Annotated in this window: 22 protein-coding genes and 1 pseudogene; 3 read left to right on the forward strand and 20 right to left on the reverse strand. The window is 68.7% G+C overall.

What is annotated here, in order from left to right:
- Window positions 1-24 precede the first annotated feature (24 nt).
- From QE377_RS16765 to QE377_RS16810, 10 genes and pseudogenes are all read right to left on the reverse strand, one after another.
- Entirely contained in the window at window positions 25-1,584 is a 1,560-nt protein-coding gene (locus tag QE377_RS16765; protein ID WP_307325565.1) for a Rieske 2Fe-2S domain-containing protein, read from the reverse strand.
- A 100-nt stretch (window positions 1,585-1,684) separates the two neighbouring features.
- The gene (nusB, locus tag QE377_RS16770) at window positions 1,685-2,095 is read right to left on the reverse strand and encodes a transcription antitermination factor NusB (protein ID WP_307325568.1); all 411 of its coding nucleotides are present in this window, start codon (window positions 2,093-2,095) and stop codon (window positions 1,685-1,687) included.
- Window positions 2,096-2,098: 3 nt separating this feature from the next.
- Window positions 2,099-2,659 carry an elongation factor P gene (efp, locus tag QE377_RS16775; protein ID WP_307325571.1) on the reverse strand — a complete coding sequence of 187 codons (561 nt, stop codon included), beginning with the start codon at window positions 2,657-2,659 and terminating at the stop codon, window positions 2,099-2,101.
- A gap of 130 nt (window positions 2,660-2,789) precedes the next feature.
- Entirely contained in the window at window positions 2,790-3,644 is an 855-nt protein-coding gene (locus tag QE377_RS16780; protein ID WP_307325574.1) for a 3-hydroxyacyl-CoA dehydrogenase, read from the reverse strand.
- Between the two features lie 33 nt (window positions 3,645-3,677).
- Window positions 3,678-4,301, reverse strand: coding sequence for a TetR/AcrR family transcriptional regulator (locus tag QE377_RS16785; RefSeq protein ID WP_307325577.1), 624 nt, complete (start codon window positions 4,299-4,301; stop codon window positions 3,678-3,680).
- A 53-nt stretch (window positions 4,302-4,354) separates the two neighbouring features.
- Window positions 4,355-4,813 (reverse strand): type II 3-dehydroquinate dehydratase, encoded by a 459-nt coding sequence (locus QE377_RS16790; protein ID WP_307325580.1) that lies wholly within the window; start codon window positions 4,811-4,813, stop codon window positions 4,355-4,357.
- Window positions 4,814-4,822: 9 nt separating this feature from the next.
- On the reverse strand, window positions 4,823-6,634 hold the full coding sequence (locus QE377_RS16795) for a sugar phosphate isomerase/epimerase and 4-hydroxyphenylpyruvate domain-containing protein (RefSeq protein WP_307325582.1): 1,812 nt from the start codon (window positions 6,632-6,634) through the stop codon (window positions 4,823-4,825).
- Entirely contained in the window at window positions 6,634-7,449 is an 816-nt protein-coding gene (locus QE377_RS16800) for an N-acyl homoserine lactonase family protein (RefSeq protein WP_307325585.1), read from the reverse strand. Before QE377_RS16800 ends, QE377_RS16795 begins: the two co-directional genes overlap by 1 nt.
- A complete protein-coding gene (locus tag QE377_RS16805; protein WP_307325588.1) occupies window positions 7,446-7,619 on the reverse strand; it encodes a hypothetical protein in 174 nt (57 codons plus the stop codon). Before QE377_RS16805 ends, QE377_RS16800 begins: the two co-directional genes overlap by 4 nt.
- 83 nt (window positions 7,620-7,702) lie before the next feature.
- Window positions 7,703-8,896, reverse strand: a pseudogene (locus tag QE377_RS16810) (MFS transporter); the annotation flags it as partial.
- A 41-nt stretch (window positions 8,897-8,937) separates the two neighbouring features.
- On the opposite strand from QE377_RS16810, the gene QE377_RS16815 reads away from it, so the two are divergent.
- Window positions 8,938-9,588, forward strand: coding sequence for a TetR/AcrR family transcriptional regulator (locus QE377_RS16815; protein ID WP_307325591.1), 651 nt, complete (start codon window positions 8,938-8,940; stop codon window positions 9,586-9,588).
- A gap of 139 nt (window positions 9,589-9,727) precedes the next feature.
- Window positions 9,728-10,555: a shikimate dehydrogenase gene (locus QE377_RS16820; protein ID WP_307325595.1), complete on the forward strand. Its 828-nt coding sequence runs from the start codon at window positions 9,728-9,730 to the stop codon at window positions 10,553-10,555.
- On the opposite strand, the gene aroB is transcribed toward QE377_RS16820, so the two are convergent.
- The 10 genes from aroB to QE377_RS16870 form a co-directional block, all read right to left on the reverse strand.
- A complete protein-coding gene (gene aroB / locus QE377_RS16825) occupies window positions 10,537-11,619 on the reverse strand; it encodes a 3-dehydroquinate synthase (protein WP_307325598.1) in 1,083 nt (360 codons plus the stop codon). The two genes, QE377_RS16820 and aroB, sit on opposite strands and share 19 nt — an antisense overlap.
- A complete protein-coding gene (locus tag QE377_RS16830; RefSeq protein ID WP_307325601.1) occupies window positions 11,616-12,152 on the reverse strand; it encodes a shikimate kinase in 537 nt (178 codons plus the stop codon). The genes aroB and QE377_RS16830 overlap by 4 nt, the downstream gene beginning before the upstream one ends.
- Window positions 12,149-13,363, reverse strand: a complete 1,215-nt coding sequence (gene aroC / locus QE377_RS16835; protein ID WP_307325604.1) for a chorismate synthase — start codon at window positions 13,361-13,363, stop codon at window positions 12,149-12,151. The genes QE377_RS16830 and aroC overlap by 4 nt, the downstream gene beginning before the upstream one ends.
- A gap of 4 nt (window positions 13,364-13,367) precedes the next feature.
- Window positions 13,368-14,225, reverse strand: coding sequence for a shikimate dehydrogenase (locus QE377_RS16840; protein WP_307325607.1), 858 nt, complete (start codon window positions 14,223-14,225; stop codon window positions 13,368-13,370).
- Window positions 14,195-15,982: an endolytic transglycosylase MltG gene (gene mltG / locus QE377_RS16845; protein WP_307325609.1), complete on the reverse strand. Its 1,788-nt coding sequence runs from the start codon at window positions 15,980-15,982 to the stop codon at window positions 14,195-14,197. The genes QE377_RS16840 and mltG overlap by 31 nt, the downstream gene beginning before the upstream one ends.
- Window positions 15,979-18,645, reverse strand: coding sequence for an alanine--tRNA ligase (gene alaS / locus QE377_RS16850; protein ID WP_307325612.1), 2,667 nt, complete (start codon window positions 18,643-18,645; stop codon window positions 15,979-15,981). The genes mltG and alaS overlap by 4 nt, the downstream gene beginning before the upstream one ends.
- Window positions 18,646-18,708: 63 nt before the next feature.
- Window positions 18,709-18,918 (reverse strand): hypothetical protein, encoded by a 210-nt coding sequence (locus QE377_RS16855; protein WP_307325615.1) that lies wholly within the window; start codon window positions 18,916-18,918, stop codon window positions 18,709-18,711.
- A 129-nt stretch (window positions 18,919-19,047) separates the two neighbouring features.
- A complete protein-coding gene (gene rpsD, locus QE377_RS16860; RefSeq protein ID WP_243227891.1) occupies window positions 19,048-19,677 on the reverse strand; it encodes a 30S ribosomal protein S4 in 630 nt (209 codons plus the stop codon).
- Window positions 19,678-19,829: 152 nt separating this feature from the next.
- The gene (locus QE377_RS16865) at window positions 19,830-20,678 is read right to left on the reverse strand and encodes a hypothetical protein (protein WP_307325618.1); all 849 of its coding nucleotides are present in this window, start codon (window positions 20,676-20,678) and stop codon (window positions 19,830-19,832) included.
- Window positions 20,679-20,696: 18 nt separating this feature from the next.
- Window positions 20,697-22,013: a replication-associated recombination protein A gene (locus QE377_RS16870; protein ID WP_373459544.1), complete on the reverse strand. Its 1,317-nt coding sequence runs from the start codon at window positions 22,011-22,013 to the stop codon at window positions 20,697-20,699.
- A 93-nt stretch (window positions 22,014-22,106) separates the two neighbouring features.
- On the opposite strand from QE377_RS16870, the gene QE377_RS16875 reads away from it, so the two are divergent.
- On the forward strand, window positions 22,107-22,388 hold the full coding sequence (locus QE377_RS16875; protein WP_307325621.1) for a dioxygenase: 282 nt from the start codon (window positions 22,107-22,109) through the stop codon (window positions 22,386-22,388).
- Window positions 22,389-22,403 lie beyond the last annotated feature (15 nt).

The raw sequence follows: 22,403 nt of genomic DNA on the forward strand, positions 1-22,403 counted from the left end.
GAGCGGGCGAGACGAAACCCGTTCTCAGACGCCGGAGGCGACCTCGGCGGCGGCGCGCGACGCGCGGATGGGGTGCCCCTGCGTCGTCAGGCACCGCCCGCCCGCGAGGTCCCACTTCCAATCGTGAAGGCTGCACGTCAGCACGCCGTCCTCGATCTTGCCGGTCTTCGTCAGGTCCGCGCGCAGATGCGGGCACCGGCGCTGCACGACCCAGTCACCCAGTTGGGTGTCCTCAGTCTGATCGGACTGCTCGGCGTACCAGTTCTCCACGTACTCGATGCGGTCGCGTGAGAGGCACTTCAGGAACGTGGTGAGGAACTCGTTGAACTTGCCGCTTCGTCCGACCTCGAACTGCATAGACAGGAAGATGGAGTTCGACCAGTCGATCTCATGGTCGGCGATGTTCGTGGACACGAGGTCGGCCGGGATCGTGTACCAGTAGATGCACTCCTCCCCCGCGTACTCGCGGACCTTCGCCTTCGGGAAGTCGACCACCATGTCCAGGTCCCCGATGCGGAACCGGACATTGCCGCCGACACCGTTGCGGATCGTGCGGGCACGACGCAGCAGCGGTTCCCACCATTCCTTGATGGCGGCCAGCATCTCGGCCGGCGCCAGCACGTCCGCGCGGGTCGCCTCCTCGTCGCGGATCTCCTGCTGACGGCTGTCTCGCTGCTCGGCGAGGTAGGCCCACTTGTCGGCGAAGATGCGTTCGATCTCGGCATCGGTATAGAGGGTCTGCGTGACCTCGATCGCCCCGTTGTCGAGGTCGACCTGCGTGCCGGGCACGAAAAGGTAGCCCTTCTGCTCGGGACGGAGCTCGGCCATGTGCGCCAAGAACTCGCTCTGGTCCGTGAAGATCGAGTCGTTCTCGAGACCGAGGCCGTTGTAGCGGAACAGTTCCTCGCGCAGGAACATCGGCGGTCCGGCCATCGGGAACACGTGCTCGGCGTCGACCTTCTCGATGTAGTACATCGCGCGCTTGTTCTGCGCGTCGCGCTTCAGCTGTGCGAAGTTCTGCTTCGCGTCCTGCGGCAGGTCGTAGACCATCGGCCACCAGATCGCCCCCGAGACCTGGGTGAAGTAGGCATCGGGCTTGGAGAACGCCAGCAGCTTCTCGAGATCGAGCGGGTGCGAGTCGTTCTGGTTCAGCACGGAGGCCGTTCCATCATCGACGCTCAGGGACGAGTCCCCGATGGGGCCGTCGCTCGGCGCGCGCAGCGGGGTCACCATGACGGCGAGCTTGCCGTACTGCAGCGGAACGCCGGACTGCGTGTAGACGATGTTCTCGTAGCCGAGAGCGCGCAGATCCTGCTCCAGATCGTCCGTCGGGTAATCGGGCAGGAGCACGGGGATGTCGGAGCGCACGTACTTCTTCAGCAGCCGCGGATCGAAGTGATCGCGATGACGGTGCGAGATGTAGAGGAAGTCCGCCTGACCGAAACGCTCCCAATCGAGCCCGCGGTTGTCGGGGAACGGGAACCACGACCCGAAGAACGAGGGTCCGATGACGGGATCGCAGAGGATGCTGCCGCCCGCCGTTTCGATGAACATGCCCGCGTGGCCGAGACCCGTGATGCGCATAGAAGAGTCCTTTCCGCGTTCGAGTCTAGGCAGCGGCAGCTGTGTGTCCCGTCCGCACCGCCGACGCCGCCTCGCTCGCGTTCGGGCAGGCGGCCCCGCGTCAGGCCGAGCGGGCGATGCGCGCGAGCACGCCGTGAACGAACGACCCGGCTTCGTCGGTCGAGTACTCCTTCGCGAGCTCCACGGCTTCGTCGATGGCGACCGCGACCGGAACCTCGTCGTTGAAGACGGCCTCCCAGACGCCGATGCGCAAAACCGCACGGTCGACCGCCGGCATCCGCTCGATCTTCCAATCGCGGGCGTGCGTGACGATCTGCTCGTCAATCTCGTCCCGGTGGTCGATGACACCGTCGACGATGTCGCGAGCGTACAACCAGGAGCTCTGACGGTCGGGCTCGCCGGCGGCACGGGAAGCCTCTGCGGCGAGGATGGCCGCCGGGTCTTCGCCGCGGACGTCGGCCTGGAAAAGGATGTCGAGGGCGCGCTTACGCGCCTTGCTACGAGCGCTCACCCGTCAGCTGACGCGACCGAGGTAGTCGCCCGTGCGCGTGTCGACCTTGACCTTCGTGCCCGTCTCGACGAACAGGGGCACCTGGATCTCGTGACCGGTCTCCACCGTCGCCTGCTTCGTTCCCGCCGATGAGCGGTCGCCCTGCAGACCGGGCTCGGTGTAGGTGATCTCGAGGACGACGGACGCGGGCAGCTCGATGTAGAGCGGGTTGCCGTCGTGCAGCGCGATCTGCACCTGCTGGTTCTCGAGCAGGTAGTTCGCCGCGTCGCCGACCGTCGCCGCGCCCACCGTGATCTGGTCGTAGTCGGCGACGTCCATGAAGACGAAGCCTTCACCGTCGTTGTAGAGGTACGTGAAGTCGCGACGGTCGACGTTCTGGATGTCGACCTTGGCCCCGGCGTTGAACGTCTTGTCGACGACCTTGCCGGTCATGACGCTCTTCAACTTCGTGCGCACGAACGCGCCACCCTTGCCGGGCTTGACGTGCTGGAACTCCACGACGTTCCACAGCTGTCCGTCGATGCTGAGGACGACGCCGTTCTTGATGTCTGCGGTAGATGCCATGGGGGTGGAGGTTCCGTTCGTCGTGAGATCTGCGGGCCTGTCGCATCAGGCGACGACCCAGCGACCCATCTTACGGGATGCTCGCCGGCCCCGCCGGGCGCACGATGACGCGGCGGGGGCGGCGGCGGCGTCATGCGTACCGATAGAAGCCCTCGCCGGTGGCGACACCCAGCTTGCCCTGGTCGATGTAGTTCTCCTTCAACCAGGCGGCCAGCGCCTGATCCCCCGTGCTCGAGTGCGTGAGGATGTTGTACGGCGTGTTCAGCCCGATGACGTCGAGCATCTGCAGCGGCCCCATGGGGGCGCCGGTGGCGATGCGCCACGTCTTGTCGATGTCGGCGACGGAGGCGTATCCGCCCGCTGCGAGTCCCATGCCGGCGTTGAGCAGCGGGACGAGGAGCGAGTTGAGCACGTAGCCCGCCTTCTCCTTGCGGATGGCGATCGGCACCATGCCGATGGCGTCGGCGAAGTGCATCACCGCGTCGAACACTTCGGGGGCGGTGCGCTCGGTCCCCATGACCTCGCCGGTGTTGAACTTCCACACGCGGTTCGCGAAATGGAGCGCGAGGAAGCGATCGGCCCGCCCCGTGAACTCGACGATGTCGGACGGCAGGAGCGTGGAGGAATTGGTCGCGAAGATCGTGTTCTCGTTCGCGAGTTCGGCGAGCCGCGAGTACACCTCGCGCTTCAGCTCGAGCACCTCGGGAACGGCCTCGATGACGAGGTCGACCTTCGCCGCGTCGGCAAGACTGCTGGTGAGCGTCACGCGCGCCAGCGCATCCTCGACACGCGTTCCCTCGGCAGCGCCCGGCACCTCGGCGCGGTAGGTGGCAGCGAGGCGTTCGAATCGCTCGCGCGCACCCACGAGTGCCTCGTCGTCGATGTCGTACGCCACGACGGGGAACCCGCTGTATGCGCTCTGAAACGCGATCTGCGATCCCAGAACACCTGTTCCGAGAACCGCGACGGTCGTGATGTCAGTCATGATCTCTTCCTCCTGACGGGGATCCCCCGTCGCTCACTTCGCGGTCGGGTCGGCCGCGGTATCAGCCGCGCCGGCACGGTAGCCGGCGACGATCAGCGCGATCTGCCTGGGCAGGTCGGTGGTGTCGAAGCGCACTTCGCCCCTGGGCCGGACGAGCACGATATGCGCGCAGGCGAAGATCGCGCGGGCCGCACTGCGGGCCGACGCGCTCTCCTTGCCGCCGGAGAGAATCCGGGCGATGCCGTCCTCCAGTTCCGCGACCACCGCCAAGCCGTCGGCGCGGTGGGGCTCGTTCGCGTCGCCGAACATGAGCTCCCGCTGGTACACGGCCGCATCGGCGGCGTGCTGCGCCGCCGTGTCGAAGAGCGGGGTCAGGGCGGCATGCACGGCCGCTGTCGCGTCCGGCACCGACCGGGCCGCCTCCAGTCCGCGGCGCACGGCGTGGCGGACGTCCTCGTTGCGCACCATGAGCAGCAGCTCCGCCTTGGTGGCGGCGTAGCGGAACACCGTGCCCACGGCGACATCGGCGCGATCCGCCACCTGCTGAGTGGTCACGCGCGCGTAGCCGAACTCGTCGAACAGATCACGCGCGGCAGCGAAGATGCGCTCCCGCTTCAGCTGCTTTCCGCGCTCCCGGCGTCCCTCTTCATCGGCCACGAATGAGTCAACTCAAAAGTGAGTCGACTCATTCCCATTCGCAAAGAGGTTGTTCACCCATCCGACTGCCCGGCGATCACCCGGATGAGGCGATCCACCGCCGTCGCATAGCCCTGCACGCCCTCGCCGACGACGTGCACGATCGCGACGTCCCGGACGTACGAGTGGTGTCGGAAGTCCTCACGCGTCATGACATCCGAGATGTGGACCTCCGCGACAGGGAGCGAGACACCGCTCAGAGCGTCGCGCAGCACGACGGAGGTGTGGGTGAGACCGCCCGGGTTGATCACGATCCCCGCGCAGTCCTCCCGCGCGGCATGGATCGCATCGAGCAGGACGCCCTCATGGTTGCTCTGCACGGCGCGCAGCTGGAAACCGTGCGCACGCGCGGCCTCCGACGCGATGCGCTCGACGTCCGCGAGCGTCTCCGTCCCGTAGATGTCGGGCTCACGCGTCCCGAGCAGATTCAGATTGGGGCCGTTGACGAGCAGAAGACGACGTGGGGCGGTCACTCGAGCACGCTACCAGTCGACGGCAGTGCGCTCTGCGCTGCCAAACGCACCGGCGCAGTACCGGCGCCGTAGCCGTCGTAGGCGCCGATGCGTTGGACGAACTCGAAGAACACGTGACCGATGGTCCCGGTGTAGAAGTGCACATACTCGCCGTCCGCATCGCGGTCGTAAGCGAGGTGCAGGCGGCGCAGCTCGGCGACGCGCTCCTCGCTCAGACCGAAGCGCGCAGCGAGATCGTCGTAATAGTTCTGCGGCATCGAGAGCAGGTCCGTGCCCGCTTGCCTCATCCGCTCCGCGAGCGCCGCCGCGTCCCGACAGGCGAACGCGACATGCTGTCCCGGCGCCGCGGTCGATGCTCGCGGGAGGCGCGACGTTCAGCGGGAGGCGCACCGCGCGGTCCCCCGTGCTGAGCACGCGGGAACGCACCAGCCCCTCCGGTCCGGGGACATCCGTGGTTGCGACGACCCGCATCCCGACGAGAGCGCGATGGAACAGAACCGCGTCCTCCACCACCTGCCAGTCCACCGTGAGGCTGAGATGGTCGACCGACTCGACCTCGTCGGCGCCGCTTCCCGCACCGTGTTCGAACTCCGCCACCCACGCCGGCTCGCCTACCTGCGCCGCGGCCCAGTAGACCTCCGTCCCATCGGGCGCGATGGCCGCATCGAGGCGCTGCTCGCTCGCGTAGGTCCGGCGGTAGGGACGGACGACGCCGAACTCGCTCGCACGCCGGGAGAGAGCGTCCGGGTCCTCGACCAAGATCCCCAGGGCACTCACATGCGGCGTCTGACCGCGCGCGTGCTGCTCGTTGAGGACGACACGCGCCTCGCCGGCCGCCCAGAGCGTGACGGGCTTCGTCCGATGGCGGCCGCGTGACGCGAAACCCGCCCGCTCGAGCAGCGCCTCCACCTCCGACGTGTCGTCCGCCTTGATCTCGATGAAGTCGACACCACGTGTGCGGCCGGGATCCGGCAGAGCGGACACGAGCATCTCCGGCACGTCGACGCCCGCACGGGCGACCGCGTCCTCGAGGTACCGCAGCGACCGTCGCGCGTGCCGCGCCGTGACCTCGACCGGCGTCTGGCGGAACGTGTCGTTGAACACCTCCAAGGACAGTGGGCCGCGGTAGCCGGCGCGAAGCACTCGCCGGACGAAGTCGACCAGATCGAAGCTGCCCTCGCCCGGGAACAGGCGGTGGTGACGGCTCCACGACAGGACGTCCATCGAGAGTGACGGGGCGTCCGCGAGTTGGAGGAAGAAGATCCGATCACCCGGTATGGACTCGATCGCCTGCGTGTCATGCCCCCGGGAGAGGATGTGGAACGAGTCGAGACACACGCCGACGCTCGGGTGCGCGGCGAGCTCGACCACCCTCCAGGCCCGGCGGTAGTCATCGATGTAGCGCCCCCAGGCGAGCGCCTCGAAGGCGATGCGAACGCCGTGGCGCGCTGCCGCCTCACCCAGGCGACGCAGTTGGGAGGCGCTCACCGCGTCATCGTCGATCGTCGCCGTGGCGACGTTGCTGCAGCACAGCACCGTGCCGTTCCCGAGCCGGGCCATGATCGAGAACTTCGCCTCCGCCCGGCGGAGCACGTCGACGAAGAGGTCTTCCGTGACGCCTTCGACGTCGCGCATGGGCTGGTAGAGATCCAGCGTCAGTCCGAGCCGCTCTGCCAGCGCGCGGATCTCCTCGGGGGACTCCGCTGCGGCGACCAGATCGGGCTCGAAGACCTCCACGCCGTCGAAGCCGGCCGCGGCCGCCGCCCGAAGCTTGTCCACCAGTGTCCCGCTGAGGCACACGGTGGCGATCGACGTTCTCATCACTCCCCCACCACGGCCACATCGATCGCCGTGCCATCGAGCCGGGGATGGCGCGCGAACACGGCGGGGTCGTGTCCCGGAAGCACGACCGGCAGCTCCCCTGCGAGGTCGGCGATGCGGTCGAAGGCCGCGTACATCCCGGGCACGTCGTGGAGGATCGCGAAGGGCCGATCCACCTCGATGTTCTCGTAGTAGTGGCTCGCGTCGGATGCGATGACCACCACGCCGGCGGGCGTGATCACTCGGACCACCTGCATGCCCGGGGTATGCCCGCCCACCAGATGCACGCTCACGCCCGGAGCGATCTCGCGGTCGCCGTCCTCGAGCACGACGCGCCCGCCGCACGCGCCGGCGCGGAGGCGCGCACGGTCGTCGGGGTCCGAGAGCCAGCTCTCCCTGTGATTGCGCCGCGCGATATCACCCTCCCAGTACTCGAGCTCGGCACGCTGCAGATGTATGGACGCCCCCTCGAAGTCCCCCACCGTGCCGACATGGTCGTAGTGGAGGTGTGTGAGCACCACCGCATCCACCTCGGGCGCCGCGACGCCCAGATCGCGCATCAGGTCCGCGGGAGATCCCACGTAGTCGATCCCGTCGGCGGCCGCCGCACGTTCGGGACTGATGCCGGCATCGACGAGGATCGTGCGGGCCGCCGAACGCAGGACCCACACGTAGTAGGCCGTCGCGTGTTCCTCGTCGTATCGCGGCGTCCAGTGATGGAAGTGCTGCGCCCGGACACCCTCGCGCGACGCGTAGCGCACGGCGTAGACCACGTACTCGTCCTCGGACGCGCTCGGGCGCAGCACCGCACTCATCCCGCGTGCACCGCCTCGCGACGAGCGTCGGCCGCATCCGCGTCTCCGAGCTCCGACAGCGGGGTGCGGTAGGTCTCCTTGGCGGTGGCGATCGCAATGACGTTGATGACCACGCAACCGGCCGTGATCGCAGCGACAATGAGCCACGCCTGCTCAGACTGACCCGCCACGGCCGTCGCGATGGTCGGGCCAAGCCCGCGATGGCGAAGCCGATCTGTGTGCCCAGCGCGATTCCGGAGAGGCGGACCTTCGTGGGGAACCACTCGGCGTAGAACGCAGGCCACACGCCCGCTGTGGCGCTGTGGATCACGCCGAACATCAGGATGCCGACGACGAAGATCCAGAGGTACGAACCCGCCGCGATCGCTCCGAGATAGCCGAAGATCAGCACCGCGCACCCGATCGAGCCGAACAGGAACACGGGCTTGCGTCCGATCCGGTCGGCGAGGCGACCCCACAGCGGGATCGTGACGAGAGCGACGACGTTCGCCAAGACGCCCACCCAGAGCATCGCGGCACGGTCGAGCCCGATGTCGTTGGTCGCGTATGAGAGGGCGTAGACCGTGAAGATCGTGCTGACGGAGGCGATGACGGCCGCGCAGATCACCCGCAGCAGAGGCCGCCAGTGACGGCGCATCAGCACACCCAGCGGGGCCTGCGCGACGGCGCCCTCCGCCCGTTCGGCCAAGAACGCCGGGGTCTCCTCCAGGGTGCGCCGGATGATGAGCGCCGCAACCACGACGACCGCGCTGAGCCAGAAGGGCAGTCGCCAGCCCCACGTGAGAAGCTGGTCGGTCGGCAGCAGGGCGACGGGGATGAACACACCGGTGGCGAGGATCTGCCCCGCCTGCGTTCCGCTCATGGTGAAGCTCGTGAAGTATGCCCGTCGGTCATCCGGCGCATGCTCGAGAGTCATCGAGTTCGCGCCCGACTGCTCGCCCCCCGCGGAGAACCCCTGCAGCAGACGCAGGATCACGAGGAAGACCGGCGCAGCGGCGCCGATCTGCTCGTACGTCGGGAGACATCCCACGACGAAGGTGGCGACCCCCATGAGCAGGACGGTGAGCACGAGGACGCGCTTGCGACCGAACCGGTCGCCCATGTGCCCGAGCACCAGAGCACCCAGCGGTCGCGCGAGATATCCGACCCCGAACGTGCCGATCGCCAACACGGTCGCGAGGATCGGATCGGAACCGCCGAAGAACACCTTTCCGAACACGAGCGCCGCGGCGGTCCCATAGATGAAGAAGTCGTAGTACTCGAGAGCACTTCCGATCCAGGCGGCCGTTGCCGCCTTTCGGGGGTTGCCTGCCGCGCGGACGGGCGTGTTCGGGTGGGTCGTCATCGACTGCTCCTTGTTCTCCACTTTGAGGACATTTGCGAACGTACTAGTTAGTCCACTGGCATGGTGCACGTTTCGCCTCTCCCTGTCAATCCCGCCCGCCATGGCCCGAGGGGCCCGGCGAACGCCTGCACTACGCTGACGTCGTGACCACAAAGCCGACACGCGATGCCGAGCGCACGCGCATGGAGTTGTTGGCCGTGGCGACGGAGGTGTTCGCGGCCGAGGGCTTCTCGGGCGCTCGCGTCGACGTCATCGCCGAACGCACCCGCACGACGAAGCGGATGATCTACTACTACTTCGGCGGCAAGGAGGGGCTCTACCGTGCGGTTCTCGAGGAGGCGTACCGCGGCATCCGCGACGCAGAGCAGACGCTCGACGTCGACGAAGAGGACCCCCTGCATGCGATACGTCGACTCGCCGAACTGACGTTCGATCACCACGTGGGTCACCAGGACTTCATCCGCCTCGTCGCCGTCGAGAACATCCACCGGGGCGAGCACATCACGCAGTTGCCCGCACTTCGCGAACTCTCGCAGCCGGCGGTCGACGTTCTCGAGCGCGTTCTCGAGCGCGGACGTGCGGCCGAGGTCTTCCGCGACGACGTCGATGCCCTGCAGGTGCACCTCATGATCAGCTCCTACTGCGTCTTCCAGATCGCCAACCGCCACACGTTCGGCTACCTCTTCGGCCTCGACTTCGAGGATCCACGACAGAGAGCACGCATGCGCGCCACCCTGGGCGACATCGTCGTCGGCTGGCTGACCGACGGTCCGGAACGGGTGCCACGCGGTTGACAGGAGCCCCGCATCCTGATTCACTTCCGTACGTACCAGTTCGTACATTGAATGCGAGGACATGGATGTCAACGCCGCGAGCATTTCTCGTCGGACTGATCGGCTCGGGCATCGGTCCGTCGCTCACACGAGTCTGCACATGACAGAGGCCGCGCGTCACGGCCTGTCCTACGTCTACCGTCGGATCGATCTCGGTGAACTGAGCCTTCAGCCCGACGAGATCGGCGAAATCCTCACCTGGGCCGAGCGGCTGGGCTACGACGCGGTGAACGTGACACATCCCTGCAAACAGGGCGTCATCCCCCACCTCGACGAGCTCTCGCCGCAGGCCGCGGGCTTGGGAGCCGTCAACACCGTGCTCCTTCGTGACGGGCGCCGAATCGGACACAACACCGACACCTCGGGATTCGAGTCCGCATTCCGCGAGCAGATGGGTGACGAAGAGCCCGGCGCGGTCGCGCTGCTCGGCGCCGGGGGCGCCGGTTCTGCCGTCGCCGACGCGCTCCTGCGGCTCGGGGCCCGACGCCTCGACATCATCGACGTCGATCGCTCCCGCGCCGAGCGCCTCGCCGGTGAACTGGCCCGACGCCACGGCGTCCCGGTGAGCGCCCGCAGCGCCGACGGGATCGCGGATGTGCTCGCCGAAGCCGACGGTCTCGCGCACTGCACGCCCACCGGGATGCGAGAGCATCCGGGCCTCCCGGTCTCGGCCGACTTCCTGCGTCCGGACCTCTGGGTCGCTGACATCGTCTATCGGCCGCTCGAGACTCAACTGCTCCGTGTCGCGCGCGAGCGTGGCTGCCGCACGGTCTCGGGCGGCGGCATGGCCGTCCACCAGGCGGCCGACGCCTTCGAGCTGATCACCGGCATCCGCCCGGATCCGGCCCGCATGGGCAGGGACTTCGCCCGACTGATCGAAGCGACCGGCGAGGCGCCGAGTCGCCCGCTTCAGCCCGCGACTTCCTGATAGGCCGCGAACAGCAGCGACTCGTCTGGTGCCTGCAGAACCGTCGGGCGAGCGATGTCATCCAACACGATGAACCTCAGCATCCCGCCGCGCGACTTCTTGTCTCGCTGCATGGTCGCCAGCAGCTGCGGCCAGGCGCCGGCGCGATAGCTTGTGGGCAGCCCGAGCGACTCGAGGATCTCGCGATGGCGCGCCGCAGCCCCGTCCGACAGTCGCCCTGCCAGGCGCGAGAGCTCGGCGGCGTACACCATGCCGATGGAGATGGCGGCGCCATGGCGCCACCGGTAGCGCTCGGCGTGCTCGATCGCGTGGCCGAGCGTATGACCGTAGTTGAGGATCTCCCGCAGCCCCGCCTCGCGGAAGTCCTCGCCCACCACGCGCGCCTTCATGTCGATCGCGAGCTCGAGGCAGCGGCGGAAGGATGCCGATGACGGGTCGACGATCGCTTGCGGCTCAGCCTCGATCCGATCGAGGATCTCCGGTGCCCAGATGAAACCCGCCTTCACGACCTCGGCGAAGCCGGCGGTCGCCTCGTTCTGGGACAGACCGTCCAGCATCGACAGGTCGCAGACGACGGCCTGCGGCGCCCAGAAGGCGCCGACGAGGTTCTTGCCCTCTGCCGTGTTGATGCCCGTCTTCCCGCCGACAGCTGCATCCACCATGCCGAGGACGGTCGTCGGAACCTGAACGACCTGGATGCCACGCAGCCAGGTGGCGGCGACGAAGCCCGCCAGATCTGTCACCGCTCCCCCGCCGAACCCGACCACCGCATCCGTCCGCGTGAAGTCCGCTTGGCCCATGACCTGCCAGCAGAACGCGGCCACCTCGACGCGCTTGCCCTGCTCCGCGTCGGGGATCTCAGCCAGGAGCACCTCGCGCCCCCCGTCGGCCATGATTCGTTCACGCAGGGAGGCTGCTGCCGCGGCCAGTGTCGGCGGGTGGACCACGAGAACCTTGCGGACCGACGCCGCGAGAGACTCCCCCACCCGATCCAGGATGTCGCGCCCGAGATGGATCGTGTACCCGTTGTCACCGGCGACGGTGATCTCGGTCGTCTCGGTCATGAGTGTCCCTTCGGTGCGGCTGTGCGCGCCCACGCCACGATCTGGTCGGCGACGTCGGAAAGTGGTCCGTGCGAGGTGTCGAAGGTCGCGTCGGCGACGTCTGTGTACAGCGGCATCCGCTCCTCGAGGATGCAGTGCCAGCGCGCGACGGGATCCTCGCCCTCGGCGGCGAGCAGCGGACGGTGCCCACCCCCGATCCGGCCGGCGACGATCGCCGGCGAGACCGTCAGGAGGGCGACGCGGTGGGCTCGCAGATCGGCCCGCGTGTCGGGATGGAGGACGGAGCCGCCGCCCAGCGAGACGACGCCGCCCTGAGCCAAAGACTGCGTGACGGCCTCACGTTCGAGCTCGCGGAAGTGCGCCTCGCCGCGCGTGGAGAAGATGTCGGCGATCGGACCGTGCGATCGGACGACGATCGCGTCGGTATCGACGAAACCGAGCTCCAGGATCTTGGCGACCCGCTTGCCGATGCTGGTCTTTCCCGCACCCATGGGTCCGACGAGCACGATCGCCGAGGCGGCGGGCCCTGTCATCGATCGAGATCGGGATCGCTGGCGTCCGCCGTGCGCAAGGTGTCCGGGATCGCCGCCAGGTAGGACTGCAGATTGCGGCGGGTCTCGACGATGTTGTCACCGCCGAACTTCTCGAGCACGACGTCGGCGAGGACGATGGCGACCATGGCCTCCGCGACGACACCGGCGGCGGGGACTGCGCAGACGTCCGAACGCTGGTGGTGCGCCGAGGCGGTCTCGCCCGTGGCGACGTCGATGGTCCGCAGCGCGTGCGGGACGGTCGCGATCGGCTTCATTCCGGCTCGCACCCGCAACACGGTCCCGGTGGACATGCCACCCTCGGTGCCGCCGGCGCGGTCGGTGCCGCGCGTGATCCCGCCGTCGGTCGCGAACAACTCGTCGTGTGCCGCAGAGCCGCGCCGACGGGTCGTCTCGAAGCCGTCGCCGACCTCCACACCCTTGATCGCCTGGATGCTCATGAGCGCCTGCGCCAGCTTGGCGTCGAGACGGCGGTCCCACTGCACGTGTGATCCCAGCCCCGGCGGCATGCCGTACGCCAGCACCTCGACGATGCCGCCCAGGGTGTCGCCGTCCTTCTTCGCGGCGTCGACCTCGGCCACCATCGCCGCGGACGTCGTCGCGTCGAAGCAGCGCAGCGGATCCGCATCCAGTGCGTCGACGTCGTCCGGGGTCGGAAGCGCCGCGCCCTCGGGGACGCGCACCGGGCCGATGGAGAGCGTGTGGCTCACGAGGCGGATTCCGAGCTCGCCGAGGAACGAGCGCGCGATGGCGCCCAGGGCGACGCGCGCGGCGGTCTCGCGGGCGCTCGCGCGCTCGAGGATGGGACGGGCCTCGTCGAACCCGTACTTCTGCATCCCGACGAGATCGGCGTGTCCGGGCCGAGGACGCGTGAGCGCTGCCCCGCGACCGCGCGAGCGCTCCGTGAGCTCCACTGGATCGGGGCTCATGACCTCGACCCACTTCGGCCACTCCGTGTTGCCCACGCGCAGCGCGATCGGGCTGCCGATGGAGTACCCGTGCACCACGCCCGAGGAGATCGAGAGTTCGTCCTCCTCGAACTTCATCCGTGAGCCGCGGCCGTAGCCCAGCTTGCGTCGGGCGAGGTCGGCTTGGATCGCGTCACGGGCGACGGGCACGCCGGCAGGCAGGCCCTCCATGATGGCGACGAGTTCGGGGCCGTGCGATTCGCCGGCCGTGAGCACGCGGAGCATTCGTCTATTCTCCCACGAGCGCCCGGCGCATTGCGGCCAGTACCCGCGCTTCGTCATCGAGCGCCTGGTCCTGCGCTCCGCCCACGAACACGCGCACCTGTCGGAGCGCCTGATGCAGGAGCATCGGCAGCCCGGACACCGCGGTGAGACCGCGTTCGACCCATGCCGCCGACAGGGATGTCGGCCAGGTTCCGTAGACGACATCCATGAGGGTGCCGCCCGCATCCGCCAGCGACGCCACGATGTCGGGGGCCAAGGAGGCGTCTCCCGGGAGCGTCGACACGGTGACGTCGACGGCGCCATGCCGGCCATCCAGAGAGCGAGCAGTACTGTGCAGCCTCAGCTCTGCGCCCCGGGCCACGAGATCCTTCGCGGCTTCCCGCCGGCGAGCCACGACCTCCACGGAACCGACGCCCATCTCCGACAACGCGACCAGCGCCGATGTGGCGGTGGCGCCGGCCCCCAGGATGCGCGCCGAAGAAGCCTCCGCGACACCCGCCTCGCCGAGCGCGGCAACGATGCCCCCGACGTCCGTGTTGTACCCGCGCGGCCCCCGCGGGTCGAGCAGCAGCGTGTTGACGGCTCCTGTCGCGCGCGCCCTCCCGTCGACCTCGACGGCCGCGCGGAAGCCCGCAGATTTGAGGGGCATGGTGAGCGACAGCCCTCGCCAGGACGCGTCCAGCGACGAGAGCTCGGCGCCGAACCCCGCTTCATCGACACGCCGTCTGTCGTACGTCCACTCCGCACCGAGCACCTCGTAGGCGGCTGCGTGCAGCAGCGGCGAACGGCTGTGGGAGATGGGATCACCCCACACGGCGAGGCGCGTGCCGGTCAACATCCAGAATCCGGGTGCTCGCTGCACCACTGCTGGAACTGCTTGACGTACTTCTGGTGCTCCGCATAGGTCGTCGTGAACACCGTCTCCCCGGTGTCCAGGTTCACGGTCACGAAGTACAGCCATGGGCCGTCCGCGGGATGCATCGCGGCATCGATCGCCACATCACCCGGGTTCGAGATCGGCCCCACCGGCAAACCGGGATGGACGTAGGTGTTCCATGGATTGTCGTCGCGCTGCGCCTGTTCCGAGGTGCTCACCGAGCCGGCATGGAGCTCGCCGTATCCGTACTGCGCGGTCGAGTCCATCTGCAGCAGACCGAATGTCTCCTGGTTGGAGGGGTCGAGTCGGTTGAGGATGACGCGCGACACCTTCTGCATGTCCGCCTCGTATCGCGCCTCGCGCTGGATGATCGATGCGATCGTCAGGATGCGTTCTCGCTGATCGGCAGGGACCCCCGCCGCATCGAGCGACTGGACGGTGCGGTCCACCATCATCTGGATGATCGATGTCGCACCGGTGCCGGGCTCGATCGTGTACGTCGCGGGGAAGAGCCAGCCCTCCAGGCTCGACGCCGAGACGCCATAGGCGGAGGGGTCCGCAACAGCGGCGGTCAACTCGTCGAGCGGGACGCTCGCGCCGTCGGCGATCCGCTGCAGCGCCACATCCACCGTCAGCCCCTCGGGGAGCACGACGCGACCCTCCAGCCGGTTGGCGGGATCCCCGAGCGCCTCCAGTGCCGCCGCCGATGTCATCTCCTGCTGCAGCTTGTACGTTCCGGGCTGGAAGGTGAAGGCGACGTTGTTGTCGATCATGTAGCTGTACAGCGAGTTCGCCGTGCGTGTCACGCCTGCATCGAACATCTTCTGGGACACCTGGGGACCGGCGTCGCCGCTGACGACCGTGATCGTCGCCTCGCCGTGCGCTTGTCCGGCCTCGAACTCGGTCGGCTCCTCCCATCCCAGCACCGCGCGGATCTTGTCCTCGTACGTGTTCCACACCCAGAGGCCGCCCGCGGCGACGCCGCCGAGGAGCACCAGCACGATCGCCAGAGCGATCCACCCTCCCTTGCGGCGGCGGCGCTTGTCCGGTGGGGGCGGGGGCGCGCCCAGAACGTCCGTCGTCGCGTCACCCGTGAAGAGATCGTCCAACGAGGGACGCGAAGGGGTGGTGGGCGCGGGCTCCGCCGGTGCGCGGAAGATCTGCTCGGCGGCCGCGGGCGTCGGTGTGGGAGCCGAGGCGGGCTGAGGCGCGCTGGCGCGCTCGGCGGCCTCGCGCGCTTCGCGGCGGGAGGAGGGAGTGTCGGACATCAGTCGGTCTCCTGGTCCGGGGTCGACGGGAGTGCCGGGCGCCCGCCCTGTCTGCTTCTCGACATCGAGGGCGTTCTGCAACAGGATCACGGCGGCGACCTGGTCCACTATCCCACGCGAAGAGCGCTGGGAACGTCCTGAACGCCGGAGCGCCGCGTGGGCCGAGACTGTGCTCAATCGCTCGTCAACCAGCCGCACGGGCAGAGATCCGTCCGCGGCGAGGACGCGCGCGAACTCGCGGGCGTCCTGCGTCGAGGCGGTCTCGTTGCCGTTCAGGCTGATCGGAAGCCCGACGTACAGCGCGGTCGCGTTCTCCTCCCGGGCGATGGCGAGTACGCGTTGCGGTGCGTCGTCCGCGCGCGCAACCGTCTCCACCGGCGTCGCGAGCATCCCGTCGGGATCGCACCGGGCCACGCCGACCCGCGCCTTCCCCACATCGATGCCGAGCCGGACGCCCCTGCGGAAGTCGCTCACGCCGACGTGGTCTCCAGCGATCGGACGATGCCATCCAGCGCGTCGGGCAGCGCAGCCGCATCCGAACCGCCGCCCTGTGCGACGTCGTCGCGTCCGCCGCCGCCGCCGCCGAGCACTCCCGCAGCGCCCTTGGCCAGAACGCCGGCCTTCACACCCGACCGCCGTGCCGCCTCGTTCGTGGCGACGATGACGATCGGACGTCCTCCCGCTGTCGCGCCGAGGGCGACGACGCTCGCGTCCTCGCCGAGGCGATCGCGGACCGCCAGGGCCACCGTGCGCAGATCATCGGCCGATCCGACGGCGCCGATCGATGCGACGACGGCGCCCACCTGTCCGACGCGCCGCACCTGCGCCGCGAGCTCGGGGGCGCGCTGCGCGAGAGCCTGCGCCTCGAATGCCGCGATCTTCTTCTCCGCCGCCTTCAGACTCGCCGCGAGATCGGCGATCCTCGCGGGGATCTGCTCGCGCGGCACCTTCAGGTCCGACGTCAACTGAGACACGATCGCACGCTCTGCCGCCAGATCGCGGAACGCGTCGAGTCCGACGAGCGCCTCCACGCGCCGCGCGGTCGCGCCCACCGAGGACTCCCCCACGAGGTTGATGAGTCCCACCTCTGCGCTGGAGGCGACGTGCGTACCGGCGCACAGCTCACGCGACCACGGACCGCCGATGTCGACCATGCGCACGGTGGTCCCGTACTTCTCGCCGAACAGCGCCATCGCGCCGAGTTCCTTGGCTTCGTCGAGGGGCAGCACACGCGTGGTCACCTCGAGGTTGTCGCGCACGGCGTTGTTGGCGATCTCCTCGATCTCGCTCCGCGTCGCGGGCGAGAGCGCCTGGCTCCAGTTGAAGTCGAAGCGCATGTATCCGGCACGGTTCAACGAGCCCGCCTGGGTCGCGGAGCTTCCCAGGGTGTCGCGGAGCGCCGCGTGCACGAGGTGGGTCGCGGAGTGCGCCTGTCGCGCGGCGCGGCGGTTGGCCGCATCCACCACCGTCGTCGCCGCGTCACCGACCCCGACCTCACCCGTGAGCACCTCGACGGTGTGGCTGATGAGTCCGGGAACGGGCTTCTGCACGTCCAGGACGTCGAGCTCGAAGCCCGAACCGACGATGGTGCCCTTGTCGGCGACCTGACCGCCGGACTCCGCGTACAGCGCGGTGGCGGGCAGGATCACCTCGACGACCTGACCCTGACGCGCGCGGTCGACCGACACTCCGTCCTGCAGGATGCCCAGCACGCGCGACTCCGTCGCGAGGTCCGTGTACCCGGTGAAGACCGTCTCACCCTGAGCGCGGAAGTCGCGGTACACGCTGTGATCGGCAAGCTGGCGACGACGGCTCTTCGCGTCGGCCTTCGCCCGGGTGCGCTGCTCCTGCATCAGGGTGTCGAATGCGTCGCGGTCGACACTGAGGCCGGCCTCCTCGGCGACTTCGAGCGTCAGATCGATGGGGAAGCCGTAGGTGTCGTGCAGGAGGAACGCCTGGTCGCCGGAGATCGACGAACCGCCGGTCTTCTTCGTCTCAGCGATCGAGAGGTCCAGGATCGACGAACCGGATGCGAGGGTGCGCAGGAACGTCTCCTCCTCCGCGAAGGCGTACTGCGAGATGCGGCCCCAATCCTCGGCCACGACGGGATACGACGCCGCCATCGCGTCGCGGGACGCCGCAAAGAGCTCCGGGAAGGTGGCGCCGTCGACGCCGAGCAGTCGCATCGCGCGGATGGAGCGGCGCATGAGGCGGCGGAGGATGTACCCACGGCCCTCGTTCGACGGCGTCACACCGTCGGAGAGCAGCATGAGGGAGGAGCGCACGTGGTCCGCGATGACGCGGTAGCGCACGTCGTCCTCGTGCTCCTTGCCGTACGGGCGGCCGGAGAGCTCGACGGCACGGTCGAGGACGGGGCGCACCTGGTCGGTCTCGTACATGTTGTCGACGCCCTGCTTGATGAAGGCGACGCGCTCGAGTCCCATGCCGGTGTCGATGTTCTTGTTCGGCAGCTCGCCGACGATGTCGAAGTCGATCTTCGAGCGCACGTTGGTGATGGCGTACTGCATGAACACGAGGTTCCAGATCTCCGTGAACCGCGAATCGTCGACGGCGGGTCCGCCGTCGCGGCCGTAGGCCGGCCCACGGTCGAAATAGATCTCGGAGCAGGGACCCGCCGGACCGGGCTGACCCGTCGACCAGTAGTTGTCCTCGCGGCCCAGTCGCTGGATGCGGTGCTCGGGGAGCCCGGCGATGCGACGCCACAGATCGGCGGCCTCGTCGTCGGTCTCGTAGACCGTGACCCACAGATCCTTCTCCTGGAAGCCGAGACCGCCGTCCGCCTCGGAGCGCGTCAGCAGATCCCAGGCGTAGGTGATGGCGCCTTCTTTGAAGTAGTCGCCGAAAGACCAGTTCCCGAGCATCTGGAAGAACGTGCCGTGACGGGCCGTGTGCCCGACCTCCTCGATGTCGTTCGTCCGTATGCACTTCTGCACATCGGCGGCCCGCGGGAACGGCGGCGGCACCGTCCCGTTCAGGAACGGGACGAACGGCACCATGCCGGCGACGGTGAACAGGAGCGTCGGGTCATCGCTGACCAGAGAGGCGGAGGGAACGATGGTGTGATCGTTCTTCTCGAAAAAGTCGAGGTAACGCTGGGCGATCTCGGCGGTCTTCATGCGGTGTCTTCCTCGGGCAGGACAGGAAGGCCGCCGGAGCGGCCGTTCGGAGTTCGCGGGTGGTCAGCGATCGTCGGCGGAGCCTGCGGCGGCGGGTCCGGTATCGAACCGCGCCTGCTGTTCGTGGTAGGCGTCCTGGATGCGATCGGTGAACTCTGTGATGCGGGCGTCGATCTCGGCGAGCACCTCGTGTCCGCGGGGATCCTTGTTGACGAGGTGCGCGAGCACGAACCCGGCCGTCGTTCCGACCGCGAACCAGAGAAGACTTCTCACCGTGACCTCTTCCTCATCGTGTCCGCGCCTGTCGCGAGCATCCTCCATCGTAGGCGACAACGGATGCCGGCGACGGGCCGACGACGAAGGGCGCCGGGATGACCCCGACGCCCTTCGTGCGCGAACGACTCAGCGCGCGGCGTAGTACTCGACGACCAGCTGCACGTCGCAGGTCACGGGGACCTCGGCGCGCTTCGGACGACGCACCAGGCGGGCCTGGAGCTTGTCGAGCTCGACCTCGAGGTAACCGGGAACGTTCGGCAGGACCTCGGCGTGACCGCCGGCGGCCGCGACCTGGAACGGCTCGGTGCCCTCGCTGCGGGCCTTGACGTGGATGAGCTGACCGGGCTTCACGCGGAACGACGGGCGGTCCACGATCTGGCCGTCGACCATGATGTGGCGGTGCACGACGAACTGGCGGGCCTGCGCCGTGGTGCGGGCGAAGCCGGAGCGCAGCACGAGGGCGTCGAGACGCATCTCGAGGAGCTCGACGAGGTTCTCACCCGTCAGACCGTCGGTGCGACGGGCCTCGTTGAACGCGATGCGCAGCTGCTTCTCGCGGATGCCGTACTGCTCGCGCAGACGCTGCTTCTCACGCAGACGGACGGCGTAGTCGCTGTCAGCCTTGCGCTTGGTGCGGCCGTGCTCGCCGGGAGCGTAGGGACGCTTCTCGAGGTAGCGGGCGGCCTTGGGGGTCAGCGCGACGCCGAGCGCGCGCGACAGGCGGACCTTGCGGCGGTCCTGGGACTTCGTGGTCACGAAGATGTCCTTCCGATGACGTGGCCGCGCCTTTCGCGGCTCACGGGCGTATCACCCGACTTCTCCCGATGACGCGCACGCCGGGGCGCGTCGGACGGTGATGCTGAAGGAGGGGGATGCCCGAAAACTCGGTTTCGAGCCGGTTCATCTTATCAGACCGGCATGCGGCGCCCACGAGCGTGCCGCCCCGCGGTCAGCCACAGTGAACTCTGCATCGAGATGATGGCCTCGCCCGGCAGCGCGCCCGCGGTGGCGGGAGCGCGGATGCTGTCGCGGTCGGCGATGATCGTGGCCGCGTCCGCACGTCCGGCGAAAGCGGACGCCACCCGCTCGCGAAGCAGTTCCCGTTCGTGCTCGAAGGCCGGCAGCTGCTGAGTCACAGCCCATGACCACGCCTCATCGACCGCTGCCGCGGCAGCGGGCCTGCGACGTCGGTTGGCGGCGAACCACACCGCGGCGCCCGTCGCCAGCAGGGCCATGGCGACGACGGCCACGGCGGCGGAGGGCGCCGCCGACCCGTTCACAGAGGCGAAGACCGCGGCGCCTCCGGCCAGGGCGTACACGAGCGCCGCACGCGCGGCCACAGTGGAAACGGAACGATCGACGACCCTGGGGCCCACTGCCGCCAACATCGCGACGAGGCTGAGAGCGACGACACCGGAGACGGCGAGCGACGCAGCATCGGGCTGCAGTTGCTCGAGTCGGTGCTCCCGGTCGAACTGCACGCTGAGCATGTTGACACTGATGAGAACGGTCGCGGCCACGAGCAGGAGCAGGAACTGCAGTCCCGCCAGTGGCGCGCCGAACGAGGTCGCCACGCCGAAACGACGGCGTGCAGACCGCTTCGCCTCCCGCTCCATCCGGCGGCTCAGCGCGGCGGCGTCACGGGAGAGCCCTTCCGCGAGTTCGCGCATGCCGTAGAACACGAGCAGCCCGTACTCGAGATTCCGGTCCGCGACGGATGCGGCCGCGTCGGCGTCACCGCCTGGCCGAGCCGTCATGACGCCGCCACCGGACACTCAACCCTCGAGGATCCTGCGGATCTTCTCGACGCGCGCGGCGATGTCGCGCTCGAGGCCGCGCTGTGTGGGCTGGTAGTACCGCCGGCCTCGCAGTTCGTCCGGGAGGTACTGCTGAGTCGCCACGCCGACGTCGAGGTCGTGCGGATACACATAGCCCTTGCCGTGCCCGAGACGCTTGGCACCCGGATAGTGTCCGTCCCGCAGGTGTGCGGGGACCCGGCCGAAACCACCGGCCTTCACATCGGCCATCGCGGCGTTGATGGCGTTGTAGGCGGCATTCGACTTCGCCGTGGTCGCCAGATACACCGTCGCCTCCGCGAGAGGGATACGCCCTTCGGGCATTCCGATGAACGCCACCGCATCCGCCGCGGCGACGGCGATCGGCAGAGCCTGCGGATCGGCGAGCCCGATGTCCTCGGCAGCGGAGATGACCAGGCGCCGCGCGATGAACCGGGGGTCCTCCCCCGCCTCGAGCATCCGTGCCAGGTAGTGGATCGCGGCGTCCGCATCCGATCCGCGGATCGACTTGATGAAGGCGCTGATGACGTCGTAGTGCTCATCGCCCTGGCGGTCGTAGCGCAGGAGTGCCCGATCGACCGCCTGCGCGATGAGGGCCGCCGTGATCCGCGGTTCCTCGTCACCTTCGGTCATGGCCGCAGCGGCCTCCAGTGCCGTCAGCGCACGCCGGGCGTCGCCGGAGGCCAGTCGGACGAGCGCCTCCTTGGCCTCGCGGTCGAGCGCGATCCGCCCGGCCAGTCCCCGTGGATCGCTCACGGCCCGATCCACGAGCTCTCCCAGGTCGTCATCGCCGAGCGGCTGCAGCGTGAGCAGGAGAGACCGGGACAAGAGCGGCGAGATGACAGAGAACGAAGGATTCTCCGTGGTCGCAGCGATCAGGACGACCCAGCCGTTTTCGACGCCGGGCAGCAGCGCGTCCTGCTGCGCCTTCGTGAAGCGATGGATCTCATCCAGGAACAGGATGGTGGACTGGCCGTACAGGTCGCGCTGGTTGAGCGCCTCCTGCATCACCTCGCGAACGTCTTTCACACCGGCCGTGATGGCGGACAGCTCGACGAAACGACGTCCGGAGGAACGCGCGATCGCTTGCGCGAGGGTGGTCTTGCCGGTGCCCGGCGGCCCCCAGAGGATCACGGACACCGCTCCCGACGTCTGCCGCTCGGGGTCGGCCAGCGCGACGAGCGGCGAACCGGGCTTCAACAGATGCGCCTGGCCCGCGACCTCGGCCAACGACGCCGGACGCATGCGCACGGCAAGAGGCGTCTGGCCCTGGAAGAGGGCGCCGGAGGAGGTCACTCCCCCAGGCTAACGGCGGCCGGCGACGCCCGGCTTTGATGGTCGCCGTCGCCGACGCATAAGATCGGCTGGTCCGGCCGGCGAGGAGGAACCGTGGCATCGGGAAACAAGCAGCAGCGCGCCGAGCGCGAACGCGCACGGCTGTATCAGGCGCGCCGCGCCCACCACCACGCGCAGATCGCTCGGCGCCGGCGCGACAACCTCGTCGCGGGGCTCGGTGGCGGAGTGCTGGTCCTCGCCATCCTCGGCGGTCAGATCGCCTACTACACGGTCGGTCCCGGTGCGACCTCCCCGACCGTCGAGACGCCCAGCCCGACACCCTCCGACCCCGCTCCGGCCTCGACACCGCTGCCGACGCCGGAGCCGACGTCCTGACCTGCGCGGCGCCGG

Origin of the sequence: Microbacterium sp. SORGH_AS_0862 (assembly GCF_030818795.1) — a bacterium.
In the GTDB taxonomy this organism is placed as follows: domain Bacteria; phylum Actinomycetota; class Actinomycetes; order Actinomycetales; family Microbacteriaceae; genus Microbacterium.

Coding starts and splice junctions, on each gene's coding strand:
- QE377_RS16765 (WP_307325565.1), bottom strand. CDS start 1,584: ATGCGCATCACGGGTCTCGGCCACGCGGGCATGTTCATCGAAACGGCG.
- efp (WP_307325571.1), bottom strand. CDS start 2,659: ATGGCATCTACCGCAGACATCAAGAACGGCGTCGTCCTCAGCATCGAC.
- QE377_RS16780 (WP_307325574.1), bottom strand. CDS start 3,644: ATGACTGACATCACGACCGTCGCGGTTCTCGGAACAGGTGTTCTGGGA.
- QE377_RS16795 (WP_307325582.1), bottom strand. CDS start 6,634: ATGAGAACGTCGATCGCCACCGTGTGCCTCAGCGGGACACTGGTGGAC.
- QE377_RS16800 (WP_307325585.1), bottom strand. CDS start 7,449: ATGAGTGCGGTGCTGCGCCCGAGCGCGTCCGAGGACGAGTACGTGGTC.
- QE377_RS16820 (WP_307325595.1), top strand. CDS start 9,728: ATGACAGAGGCCGCGCGTCACGGCCTGTCCTACGTCTACCGTCGGATC.
- aroB (WP_307325598.1), bottom strand. CDS start 11,619: ATGACCGAGACGACCGAGATCACCGTCGCCGGTGACAACGGGTACACG.
- QE377_RS16830 (WP_307325601.1), bottom strand. CDS start 12,152: ATGACAGGGCCCGCCGCCTCGGCGATCGTGCTCGTCGGACCCATGGGT.
- aroC (WP_307325604.1), bottom strand. CDS start 13,363: ATGCTCCGCGTGCTCACGGCCGGCGAATCGCACGGCCCCGAACTCGTC.
- alaS (WP_307325612.1), bottom strand. CDS start 18,645: ATGAAGACCGCCGAGATCGCCCAGCGTTACCTCGACTTTTTCGAGAAG.
- QE377_RS16865 (WP_307325618.1), bottom strand. CDS start 20,678: ATGACGGCTCGGCCAGGCGGTGACGCCGACGCGGCCGCATCCGTCGCG.